At 33.6% G+C, this 11,662-nt stretch carries 14 protein-coding genes and 2 pseudogenes; 2 read left to right on the top strand and 14 right to left on the bottom strand.

Features of this window, described 5'->3' with window-relative positions; translation table 11 throughout:
- Positions 1 to 107: pseudogene (locus OO775_RS01910) on the top strand (IS1595 family transposase); the annotation flags it as partial.
- On the opposite strand, the gene OO775_RS01905 reads toward OO775_RS01910, so the two are convergent.
- From OO775_RS01905 to OO775_RS01890, 4 genes are all read right to left on the bottom strand, one after another.
- Complete coding sequence (locus tag OO775_RS01905) at positions 108 to 2,192, bottom strand: SusC/RagA family TonB-linked outer membrane protein (protein WP_264845317.1); 2,085 nt, start codon at positions 2,190 to 2,192, stop codon at positions 108 to 110. It lies immediately after the preceding pseudogene.
- Complete coding sequence (locus OO775_RS01900; protein WP_264845316.1) at positions 2,159 to 2,506, bottom strand: carboxypeptidase-like regulatory domain-containing protein; 348 nt, start codon at positions 2,504 to 2,506, stop codon at positions 2,159 to 2,161. The genes OO775_RS01905 and OO775_RS01900 overlap by 34 nt, the downstream gene beginning before the upstream one ends.
- 130 nt (positions 2,507 to 2,636) lie before the next feature.
- Complete coding sequence (locus OO775_RS01895; protein ID WP_264845315.1) at positions 2,637 to 2,840, bottom strand: hypothetical protein; 204 nt, start codon at positions 2,838 to 2,840, stop codon at positions 2,637 to 2,639.
- Between the two features lie 214 nt (positions 2,841 to 3,054).
- Positions 3,055 to 4,026 carry a FecR family protein gene (locus tag OO775_RS01890; RefSeq protein ID WP_264845314.1) on the bottom strand — a complete coding sequence of 324 codons (972 nt, stop codon included), beginning with the start codon at positions 4,024 to 4,026 and terminating at the stop codon, positions 3,055 to 3,057.
- A gap of 145 nt (positions 4,027 to 4,171) precedes the next feature.
- On the opposite strand from OO775_RS01890, the gene OO775_RS01885 reads away from it, so the two are divergent.
- On the top strand, positions 4,172 to 5,446 hold the full coding sequence (locus tag OO775_RS01885; protein ID WP_264845313.1) for a nucleotide sugar dehydrogenase: 1,275 nt from the start codon (positions 4,172 to 4,174) through the stop codon (positions 5,444 to 5,446).
- Positions 5,447 to 5,467: 21 nt separating this feature from the next.
- On the opposite strand, the gene OO775_RS01880 is transcribed toward OO775_RS01885, so the two are convergent.
- The 10 genes and pseudogenes from OO775_RS01880 to OO775_RS01840 form a co-directional block, all read right to left on the bottom strand.
- Positions 5,468 to 6,153, bottom strand: a protein-coding gene (locus OO775_RS01880) for an IS1 family transposase (RefSeq protein ID WP_264845322.1) whose coding sequence is annotated in 2 segments (ribosomal slippage) — positions 5,468 to 5,823 and positions 5,823 to 6,153 — 687 coding nt in all. Because the reading frame shifts where the segments join, the coding sequence is not laid out codon by codon here.
- 49 nt (positions 6,154 to 6,202) lie between these two features.
- Positions 6,203 to 6,600: pseudogene (locus OO775_RS14195) on the bottom strand (hypothetical protein).
- 12 nt (positions 6,601 to 6,612) lie between these two features.
- Positions 6,613 to 7,137, bottom strand: a complete 525-nt coding sequence (locus OO775_RS01875; RefSeq protein ID WP_264845312.1) for a hypothetical protein — start codon at positions 7,135 to 7,137, stop codon at positions 6,613 to 6,615.
- A gap of 179 nt (positions 7,138 to 7,316) precedes the next feature.
- Positions 7,317 to 7,523 (bottom strand): DUF4298 domain-containing protein, encoded by a 207-nt coding sequence (locus OO775_RS01870; RefSeq protein ID WP_264845321.1) that lies wholly within the window; start codon positions 7,521 to 7,523, stop codon positions 7,317 to 7,319.
- Positions 7,524 to 7,640: a DUF4298 domain-containing protein gene (locus OO775_RS01865; RefSeq protein WP_264845311.1), complete on the bottom strand. Its 117-nt coding sequence runs from the start codon at positions 7,638 to 7,640 to the stop codon at positions 7,524 to 7,526.
- Positions 7,641 to 7,870: 230 nt separating this feature from the next.
- Positions 7,871 to 8,326 carry a copper resistance protein NlpE gene (locus tag OO775_RS01860; protein ID WP_264845310.1) on the bottom strand — a complete coding sequence of 152 codons (456 nt, stop codon included), beginning with the start codon at positions 8,324 to 8,326 and terminating at the stop codon, positions 7,871 to 7,873.
- A 290-nt stretch (positions 8,327 to 8,616) separates the two neighbouring features.
- Entirely contained in the window at positions 8,617 to 8,880 is a 264-nt protein-coding gene (locus OO775_RS01855; RefSeq protein ID WP_340696718.1) for a hypothetical protein, read from the bottom strand.
- A 167-nt stretch (positions 8,881 to 9,047) separates the two neighbouring features.
- A complete protein-coding gene (locus OO775_RS01850; RefSeq protein ID WP_264845309.1) occupies positions 9,048 to 9,551 on the bottom strand; it encodes a DUF4421 family protein in 504 nt (167 codons plus the stop codon).
- Between the two features lie 772 nt (positions 9,552 to 10,323).
- Positions 10,324 to 10,986 (bottom strand): tRNA (adenosine(37)-N6)-threonylcarbamoyltransferase complex dimerization subunit type 1 TsaB, encoded by a 663-nt coding sequence (tsaB, locus tag OO775_RS01845; protein WP_264845308.1) that lies wholly within the window; start codon positions 10,984 to 10,986, stop codon positions 10,324 to 10,326.
- Positions 10,987 to 11,625, bottom strand: coding sequence for an SCO family protein (locus OO775_RS01840; RefSeq protein WP_264845307.1), 639 nt, complete (start codon positions 11,623 to 11,625; stop codon positions 10,987 to 10,989).
- Positions 11,626 to 11,662 lie beyond the last annotated feature (37 nt).

Here is an 11,662-nt window from a genome sequence, read left to right as displayed (position 1 = left end):
ATTTACAATTATACTTAGACGAATTTGTTTACAAGCTCAATCGTCGTTACTTTGCAGAGCATTTATTTGACAGATTGGTTTTAGCCAATATTACAGCTTATGAGTGATTACAGATATACAAAAATATTAAAATACGGTGCGATGTTCAATCTATTATTATTATCAATGTTTCCGCTGATATTGAACTCAATTCCTTTGTTATTCACCCGTCCGATATTTTCTAAGCGTTTAGCAAAACCGGTAGTTCTCGGCACAGGAACTTGCAATAACAAATCATAGGTATTACTATTATATAAGTCTAACCCAAAAGAAATCAATCCTTTCCAAAGGCTTGCATCAAAACCTACGTTAAATTGAGCTGTTTTTTCCCATTGCAAATCAGGATTTGGCAAGGCACTTGGAGCAATTCCTTTGATAACAGAAGGTGAAGAGCCACCAAGCACATAGCTATAATAACTAAATTCGCCCTGAGCTCCGTAGTTCGGAATACGGAGATTTCCTGTAAGTCCATAACTTGCTCGTAGTTTTAAATCACTAAGAAATGAAACTTCTTTCAAGAAATTTTCTTCGCTAATTCGCCAACCTATTGAAACGGAAAGGAAATAACCCCATTTGTTATTATTTCCAAAACAAGATGCTCCATCGGCACGTATTGCAGCGATAAGCATATATTTTCCTGCATAGTTATATTGTATTCTGGCAATGGCTGAAAGTATCGCCCATTCTGACATTTCAGAATTTCCGCGTGTTACTATTCCTGCATTCAAGGTTTTTATGGAATTAGAAATAAACCCGTTAGCAAACATATAATTGCTTTCATCTCGATTATATTGCATCGACCAACCACCTAAGGCACTTAGTGAATGCTTGCCAAAGGTTTTGTTGTAGTTTAGTGTTTGTTCTAACAACCAATTATAGCGTTGTGAAGATCGAGACGTTACCTCTGCCTCTGATTCTGGATTTCCTGCTGTGTTTGAAAGCGGAATAGTTGAAGGGCGAAAAGTAGAACGAGCACCAGAGGATAAATCAAACCCAACATCTAATTTATAGGTTAAACCTTTGAGAAACTCAACTTCGGCATACGCTTTACCAAGTAAGCGGTTTCCTTTGGTTTCATCAGAAGTAAATAATGCCAATACAACGGGATTCCACACTTGGGTTTGTGCATTTCCTTTTCTTGCTACGCCATTAACCATCGTAACCGTTGAGTCACTCCACTCATTTTGAGCAAAACTGAACGTTCCATCAGAATTATAAACAGGGAATATGGGAGCACTATGTAATGCCGAAGAAATCACTCCCCCTCCCGATGCGTTATATGCTCCATTGGCATTCACTTGATTTTCTTTTATAAAAGGAGGATTTAAGGCTACTTCATACTTGAAAATTCCTGATTTTCCGTCTATATTCAATCGCAAACCAATACGCTCAAAGTCTGTTCCAATAACAATTCCCTCTTGTTTGAGATAATCTAATGAAGAATAATAACGTAAGTTTTGCGTTCCTCCCGAAAGGGAAATGATGTGATTGGTCATTACCGCAGTTCGGAAAATTTCATCTTGCCAATCGGTATCAGTAAGTCCTTGAATACCTTGCAAATACGGATTTAATTCTACGGGAATAATCGAATTATAATCATTTCCTGTATTTTGCAAACGCAATGCGTTATCATCGTTTATTGAATAAGTTAAAGGCGTTTGCCCTCTGGATTGTCGTCTGTTATTAACAGCTTTCATACGATCAAAATAGGAATTGTTATGAGTGTCTTTTACCAAGTCGACATACTGATAGGCGTTGAGCATATCAATTTTTTTCGATACATTTTGCAAAGACATATACGTATTGTATGTAATTGAAGTTTTGCCTTCGCTTCCTTTTTTGGTAGTGATTAACACCACTCCATTACTTCCTCGCGAACCGTAAATTGCTGCCGATGAAGCATCTTTCAACACTTGAATAGATTCAATATCATTAGAATTGAGAACTGTCAAATCTTCTTTGCCAAGAGGCACTCCATCAACTACGTAAAGAGGGTCAGAACCTGCTGTAATCGTTCCAATACCTCGCACACGTATTTGCAAGTTTGACCCCGGAGCTCCCGAACCTTGTGAGATATGTACCCCTGGCATTTTCCCGACCATCGCCTCGGCAACCGAAGTTACGGGTTTGTCTTCCAAATCTTTGGCTCGCACCGAAGAATTGCTGTGGTTACATCACCTCGGCGTTGTACTCCATATCCTACAACAATCACTTCTTCAAGCTGTTGTGTATCTTCTTTCAAAACGATGGTAAATGACGATTTCCCCGCAATGGCTACCTCTTGTGTGATAAATCCTACTGAGGAAATTTCTAACATTTTTGCATCAGGAGCAATTTCGAGCGAAAATTTCCCATCGAAATCTGTGGCAACCCCTTTGTCAGTTCCTTTAACCACTACACTCACTCCGAGCAACGGATTTCCGTCTTCATCAGTTACAATTCCTATGATAATTCGATTTTGTTGCATTATTATCGAAGTATTCTTCTTAGCAGAAATGGTCCAGTTAATCTATTGAAAACTAACGCCAAATTCCTTTGAGAGGTCTTTCAATACTTCATTAAGATTTGATTGTTTTACAAAATTCACTTGTTTATTATCACTTTTTGAGTTCGCTTCCATAAACAAAAGTGAAATTTGTTTGTGATTCAATCGATTTAAAAATTTGTAAAATGGTTACATTTTTTAAATTAAGTTGTACCTTTACCGACTGCAACTCTTGTCCATTGGCTTTACGTGCCGACATCGGGATAGCTACCAAAAATAAGGCTAATAGAAATACTTTTTTAATTTTTTGATACATACAAAATAAAGTTTATAAGGTTAGTAAAATCTTTTAAACTGCTTGCAACCTGTTTTGAAGAGCTCGCCAAAGTACTTTAAGCAGGTTGCTCTTTTCTCGAGAGCATTTCAACAAGTTCAATGACCACCTCGACACGCAATTCTATGCGTTACATTTGCGGTTTGATGTTTTCCTGAGTTGGGTTTCTTTCTTGTCGTCTCATATTCATTTTGGTTTAGTTACACATTCCTTTTATTATAATATATTTTTCGGTAATTTTTTCATACGTAATTCCTTGATGTACAAAGCATATTTGTTCTAAAATCACGTGAAGTTCTTCTTGCTTGAATGTTCCCGTAATGTAACATCTGTCAGCATTCCGTACTTGCAACGAAATTCGTATGTTGTAAAAATCTTCTAACTTTTCTATCACTTGTGAAAGGGAAGTTTCTTCAAATTGAAGGATACCATTTCGCATCTGAGCAAAGTCCTCTAAATCAATGTTTTTCAAGGTCATCTCTTGGGAAGATTTTTCATAAACCAATTGCTGACTTGGTAACAAAATCATTTGATTTTTCGCATCGCTCACACGTACTTTACCCGAAGCCAGTGTAACTTTTATTTGCTCTTGACCATCATAAGCTCTTACATTAAATGATGTTCCAAGTACTTGTGTTTCAATGTTTTTACTAATTACAACAAAAGGTTGCTGCTCATTTCTCACTACGTCAAAATAAGCTTCTCCTGAAAGGAAAACTTTGCGAATTTCGGTTGAAAATTCAGTCGGATAGCGCAACGTACTTTCTGGCGAAAGCATCACTTTTGTACCATCACTAAGTGTAACTTCTTGTCGCTCATCTTTTTGAGTAGTAATTTCTATTTCAGCAATATTTTTTTCAGAAGTAATCAATCTTTCAAAATCTTTACGCATCAAAAAGTATAAGATTCCTGTTCCAAAAAGTAATAGAAAGAAAGCTGCAATCGCCCATTTTTGCCATACAATTGTTTTCTTTTTCGAAACAGAACGAAATACCTTGTCTGAGATTTCTTTTTGAATTTGTTTTATTTCTTCTTCTGAAGAAAAAACCTTAGATATATTTTTATCAATCATTTGATTTTCAAATTTTTGTAAAATATTTTTTTCTTTATCAGAGATTTTTCCTTGAAGATATTTTTGTACGATATGTTTAAATTTTTCGATGTTCATACTACTGCTTTTCATACATAAATACCCAAAATACTTGGTAACACACATAAAATTGATAATTTTTTTGCTTTTTTGACAAAAATCAGCTACTTTTGTACTAATTTTACCTGATTCTAAAATCAACAAAAAAATAAACATTTATTTAATGACAAAAATAGCTATCATAGGTCTTGGATATGTGGGATTGCCTCTTGCCCGATTATTTGCTACAAAATATCCCGTTGTTGGGTATGATATCAATTCGGAACGCGTTACTTCGCTAAAAAATGCAAAAGACAATACACTTGAGGTCTCTGACCAAGAACTACAAGAGGTGTTAGTGAGCAATATTCCTACTGACAAAGGTTTATATTGTACTACCTCGCTTGAAGATATAAAACATTGTAATTATTACATCATTACCGTACCCACTCCTGTGGATAAAAACAATCGTCCTGACCTTCAACCTTTACAAAAAGCAAGTGAATTGGTAGGGAAACTATTAAAAAAATCAGACATAGTTATCTATGAATCAACTGTTTATCCGGGTTGTACCGAAGAGTTTTGTATCCCTATTTTAGAAAAATTTTCAGGATTGAAGTATAATACGGATTTCTTCGCAGGATATTCTCCCGAGCGTATCAATCCAGGGGATAAAATACATACTGTGGCTAATATTTTGAAAATAACATCGGGGTCAACTTCTGAAACAGCTCAAAAAGTAAATAATTTGTATCGTTCTGTTATTGAAGCAGGTACACATCTTGCTCCAACACTCAAAGTTGCCGAAGCAGCTAAGGTTATTGAAAATTCGCAACGAGATATCAATATCGCTTTTGTTAACGAATTGGCAAAAATTTTCAGTATTTTACAGATTGATACACAGGCAGTTTTAGAGGCTGCTGGTACAAAATGGAATTTTTTGAAATTCACACCAGGTCTTGTAGGAGGGCATTGTACAGGTGTTGATCCTTATTATTTGGCCCAAAAAGCCCAAGAGGTTGGGTATCACCCCGAAATTATTTTAGCAGGAAGACGAATGAATGATTCGATGGGACAATATATAGCCAGTGAAGTGGTTAAACTAATGATAGAAAAACAAATTTCAGTCAATGGTGCCAAAGTGTTGGTATTGGGAGTTACATTCAAAGAAAATTGTCCTGATGTTCGCAATACCAAAGTTACTGACGTGGTAAAGCATTTACAATCTTTTCATACCCAAGTTGTTGTATATGACCCTTGGGCAAATCCTGAGGAAGTAAAAATGGAGCATAATATAACCTCAACTCAACAACAACCCGATGAACTGTTTGATGCGATTGTTCTTGCTGTTGCACACAAAGATTTTATCTCAATGAATTTAAAACAATTACAAAAACCTTTGTCAATTATTTATGATGTAAAAGGTGTTTTGGGAATTCTGGCGGATAAAAAATTATAAAAAATCTTTTTAAAGGAATTGTTAAACAAATATAGTTAATTGACTATTCAACTCCAAAAATAATAATTTTAATGAGTATTCTATCATTTTTTGAGATTTAGAATAGCATTTTGTTTTCCGCTTAAATCGTACCAAATAATGCCTGATCAAACTATTAAATCCCTCAATAGTGTATGTTTCAGATTTACTTTGGCACAGGTTTTTAGATGGATTTAACTCTTTATACGATTTCCAATAATCACTACAAAATAAATTTATATCTTTGTTTTTCAATCTGTTGTATAACTTTGAAAAAGTTAAAGTATTTCTTTTTCTGCAAACAAAATCGATGATCCGTTTTCCAAATCTATCAACAGCAATCCAGATCCAACAGTAGTTTTTTTATGCTGAATATAGGTGTGAATTTTATCTAATTCAACGATTTCTATCGGGGCTTCTTTTTGGGGAAGTTCAGCCTGCTTTCCCCATTTTTTAACCCATTGAAAAATCGTTCCATAGCTGATTTGCAATACTCTACCAATAGCACGAAAACCCATACCTTCCAAATAAAGTTGCAAGGCAAGGCGTTTTTGTTTATCGGTTTTTTCGGTGCAACGCTTCTCTACACTAAAGTGATAATTACAATTTTTACGCTTATAGCGTTGTTTTCCAGCATTGGTTTTGCCATCTTTGATAGATTGACTAGATTTACACTTAGGACAAGTCATTTCATTATTTTTGGATGTAAATATAATAAACAATATTTAATTAACAATGCTAAATTATTATTTTTTTTACGCAATTACAATTATAATATTCCCCGCCAAATAAAATCTTCTGTTTAAAGATTTTTTCTAAATCCACCTTGTCAAAAAGGTTGTTGTTGGCTTCAAGGATTTTTGTGGGATATTTTTCGTTTTTGTATTGTATGAAAACATAGTCTGCTCCGTGTCCTTTGACAGGAAGCAGACGTTCGATGTACACTTTTTCGATGTCCGACAGCGGAAAACCCGAACAAATTTGTCTACACTCACACCGATTTGCTGATTCTCCTCATCTCGCCACAAAATAGCTTGATTGTCAAACTTTTCAGTTAGTATGGGCAGACGGCGTTTGACAGCTTCATATTTCCGACAATCCATATTTATTTCGACATCTTTTTTAGGCAATAGCACAAAATCTGTGAGTTATATGTTGTTTTCATTTTTGATAGGGGTAATTAATTCAAAATAATCACGCGTATTGAAAATATTACAAAACATATATTGATGTTGAGGCTCTCCATAATAAATAATGATAAATGATATTTCGTCTTTCTGAAAAAATGAATAGAGATCTTCGCGAGTTTTGTAGCTTTTATCAAGGGTTAAATGCTTTTCTAATTGATGATGCACTTGCCAAAAATCAAATTCTTCCACTTGTTTGTTGCCATTGGCATAGTATTCTTTCACGGCAGTATCTCTACGCTGTGTGTTATGTATCCGAAATTCAAATTTAGAAAAAAGCAAATTGCCCACCCACACTGGATATTTGAAATAATAATATTCATACACCTCATAATCCAAGTCAAAAGGCGAATCCCATTCCACACAAGACAAGGCAATGACCTCATCATAAGTCATATCCCAACCGACAAACACAGGCTCAGGCGATTGCACTTCAAATCCGAGATAATAATCGGAGTGGTTTTCTAAAAGTATGATGTTTTTCATAGTTTTCTGAAAATATAAAAGCAAATGTAGGATAATTTTCCAAATTTAAAAGGAAACAATTTTCACAATGTCCCGTAGGGGCGACCCGAACGAAGTGAATTGTAGGGGGCGTATTGCATACGCCCCTACATTATTGAAAAATCATTAACAATTGATAATTAACCATTGACAATTTATAATTAAAAATTTTCTCTGTCTTGGGCGATGATTTTGGTTACCAATTTTAAGAAATTGACCGCTAAGAAATATTGGTCACCCAAAGCATTGTACGCCGAGTCTTCGGAGAGTACGCCGTGAGGCATTCCTTCGGGGATTTTACCTTCGTTGGCATCGTCATAATCCTGTCGCCATTGGTCGCTTCCGTAATATTGGTCTAATTTTTGGATTTAGGGAAGCAATTCCTGCCATTGTTTTAGAAATTCTTCTACTTTTGGGGTAAAATCTTCTATTTTATTGAGGATTTCTTCCATTTTCGCGATGTTTTGTAGTTGTTCTGGGGTCATAAATTGTTATTTTTAAATAGAATCATTGCTATTTTGCTATTGATTGCAATTGTTTTATGAGAAAAGGTCTATTTTTTATTGAAAAACTCTTACAAAACCACCTCCAAAGGCTATATTTCGGAGGTGATTTTCATTAAAAAGAAACTATCGGAATTAGAAGTAGGCATTCCAATAGTTGTTTGAGTCGAAATGGATTATAAAAAAGCCTTAACGGCGATTATTTTTCCCAATTAGTTTGCTTTTTTAAGAATGTAATGCGAGGCCAATTCGCCAGTAATTTCATTTCCGTCAGCATCTAAAAGGATTACGCCACCTTCTATTAATTTATATAGCTGTGTGTCGCCTTTTTGAGATTTGAGCGTGATTTTTGAGCCATCGCTTGACCAAGTAAATGTTCCTTCTTCGTTGAAAGTGCCATCTTTTTCATCTAAATAAACCTCTTTCTTTTTGTAAGTATTGTCGTTCATTAGTTCCAAAGTAACCTCAATACCCGAACTACTCGCTGCTGGAATTGTTCCCTTGTAAGTTCCTGCCCAGTCAAGTGAATTTTGCGATGTGTGCGTGTCTGGCTGAGTCATTTCTTGTTGGGTGGCAGTTTCTGTAGTAGTGCTGGTGGTTTGTTTAGGGTTGTTGTTGCACGATGCGAACAATATAAGACCTGTTACGGTCAAAATTACTCTTTTCATTATTTCAATTTTTTAAAATTAATAAAAACGACTATCCAAAATACATACCAATCTTTAATTTTTTAATGGTTAATTGTTTATTTAAGTATAAATATCAATCATTTCCTCACCCCAACCCCGTAGGGGCGAAATATTTTTTGTCCTATTACCGTTGAATGAAATATCTTTAGCTCTTATTTATATTGGGCAAATAATGATTTGCCCCTACGCCGTGTTTCATTTACCATTAACAATTGATCATTGATAATTAAAAGATGCTTCCTTATTAATATTTATCAATTGCTTTTGGTTTATTTCTTGATTTTCTTTAATGTTTCTTCGTAAAAATCATTCATTTTCTTCGGAGCATTGAATCTATAACCCGGTCCGATGCGTATGGTAGAGTAAAGGTAGCTGAACGAACCATCACCAGAAGTTTCCGTAAAGCTCGTAACATTCATTCCAACAAAAGTGAAGATGTTTTCGCTGTTGTATGCTAATTTTAAATACGTACTTGCCTCATAAATAGGCGAAATTTCTCCTTCCGAAATATTTACACCTATTCCTGCAACCAATCCTGCCGATATTAAAAAGTTCTTTTTGATAACAAAATTGTAATAATAGGCAGACGAAAGACTCAGGGCATAAACGCTGACTTTCGCATCGGTATCGGGCTGATTAAAATCGAATTATTGTAGTAATAAGAAGCATTTGCTACGAAACTTCCTGCACTTTTCTTCTGTCATTGGTTATAAGAAAGGAGCGATTTGTAAGAAAATCGGTCATTTAGCACAAAAGAAGTTACTCCGCCCATTTTTAGGGTGCGAAGATTGGGAGCATAGACCTCCATTTGGTTAAAATCAATAAAATATCCTTTGTGATAGGCGTAACTAAGGGTTTGAAACCACTTTTTGTAGTTTATTTGAAAGCGAAGGTTGAATTGTTTGGACTTTTGTACCTCTCTATTGACCTTCATAAAGGCTGGTGTAAAGCCAATAGAAGCTGTTATAATCTTGTAATCAATTCCTGCGATGAGTTGCTTTTGTGTATTGGGGCGAAAGGACATATTTTGAGGTTGTCCGTTTTCAGTATAGTTCAAAAAATAGCTGTTTGAGCTGTCGAAATAGGTAAAACTGGTGGTAATCTTGTCCGAATAGGTTACAAAGTTGGTTGTTTCTTCTTGTTTTTCTTGTGCCGAAAGCCCCCAGCTGAGTATTCCGCCCAGCAGGACGATTAACTTCTTCATTATATGCTTCATAAAAATTGACTGAGCAAATATATCAAATAAAAATCATAATTACAATATTTATTTTATAGAAATTTTCACAAATAAATAGCTATATCTACAACTTTTATTCATTTTTTGAATAGTTGAAATACAAATAATAAATTATTTTATACTTATTGAGTTAATTTTATTTATACTCTGTTGAACATATTTTCTCTAACTTAAAAAAATTACTAATATATCATTTTTTTATAAAATAAAAATTAATTTTCACATCTATCACAGATATTTTTTTTACTTTTAAAGATTTATCAAGCAACATCAACATTATTGAATAAATAGATAAGAATATTGATAAAAATAAATATCTGTATAGAGTAATATGCTTAATATATATAATACTTGTTGAAGATTTCAATTTTATAAATCATATTGAGATAAAAAATTTATATAGAATAAATTTTCTAAAATGATATATTTTCAAGTAAAAGATATATACAAATACTATATTTGCTTAATACATAACTAAAAATTATTTTTAATATAATAAAACTCTACATTTGAAAACTATTTATCAAGAATATATTTATTGTATATCCGGTTAGTGTAATAAATAATTTTCATTGTGGTAATTTACCAAAAACATAAAATATAATTATCTTATTTTCAATGGTATTTTTTATTTTTGAATTCTATTTTTTGGCAAATAGATTTTTTTATTAGTGATTACGGAGATACATATATATTTATTACAATATATAGTAAATTATAGAATAATATCTTACATATACTATTTGCTATTGGCAACAAAATTTTTTAGGTAAAAAGGCTCATAATAGGCTATATCTTCAAAAGATTGATTCTGATAACGCATCCAAGCAAGGTTACACATAGTAATTGCAGAAGGAAATTTATCTTTTATAAAAATAGCATTGGGGTGTGGACAAATTTTAGAAAACTTATCACTTCCATCACCTAAAAAAATAACTTCATTAGATGATAAATATTCTATAAATGAATTAGGCTCTAAGATTTGTGCTTTCACGGGACTAATTTCATTATACTTTGCATCAAAAATAGAAGCATAAACCTCCATACGGCGAGCATCAAGCATTGGTATAATAAGCTTATTATCTGTTTGAATACTATGGGCTAAGATTTCTAATGTTGGAATGGCAATCAGAGGCAAATTCCAAGCATAACACAAGCCTTTTGCACTTGATACTCCTATACGTAGCCCTGTATAAGAACCTGGACCAGCACTTACAGCAATCGCTTTAAAGTTATTAGAAGATATTGCAACTTCTTCTAATAGAGATTGAATAAATACGTGCAACTTTTCTGCATGTGAAAAGTTCCCTGTATTGATTTCTTTACTTGCAATACACTTTCCCTCGTAACTTATTGCTACGGAACAATTTGTCCCAGAGGTTTCTATACAAAGAATATACATTTATTTCTGCAATTTTTTAATATCTTCTATCAACATTTGAATTCCTTCACTTTCTGTTCCTTTATAATAGATAATTGGCTGTCCTTTATCATTCTTTCGAGAGACAATATTACCTTTTTGGTCAATAAGTGCAAATAATCCGGAGTGTTCAAATCCTTCTTGTTCATCATCAATTTTTGCAGCATAGATATTAAATCCTTCGTTGGAGAGTTTAAAGATTTTTTTTTCATCTCCAGTAAGCAAATGCCAGTGTGGATTGGTAACTCCAAACTTTTTAGCATATTGTAGTAAAACTTCGGGCGTATCTGTTGTAGGGTTAATAGAAAACGAGGCAATTCCGATAGAATTATCAGGAAAAGCATCTTGTACGCGAGCCATATTTGTAGTCATTATAGGACAAATCGTAGGGCAAGTAGTAAAGAAAAAATCTACTACATAGATTTTACCTTCATAGGTTTGATTTGTAATTATTTTTCCATTTTGATCTGTAAATGAAAATGAAGGAGCTTTACCTATTACAACAAGTCCTGTATCTGATAGATAGGTTTCTTTACTTTTTCGGTAGTGTATAATACCAAAAACTACTACACCTACAACGAGTAGGAAAATGACACTTGATAAAATAGTATTTTTATTCATTGTTTAGTAAAATTATTTATTTTTAAATACAAAAGTA

Source organism: Capnocytophaga catalasegens (assembly GCF_026005215.1).
Classification (GTDB): Bacteria; Bacteroidota; Bacteroidia; order Flavobacteriales; family Flavobacteriaceae; genus Capnocytophaga; species Capnocytophaga catalasegens.
This window is presented reverse-complemented; position numbering and strand designations above follow the sequence as displayed.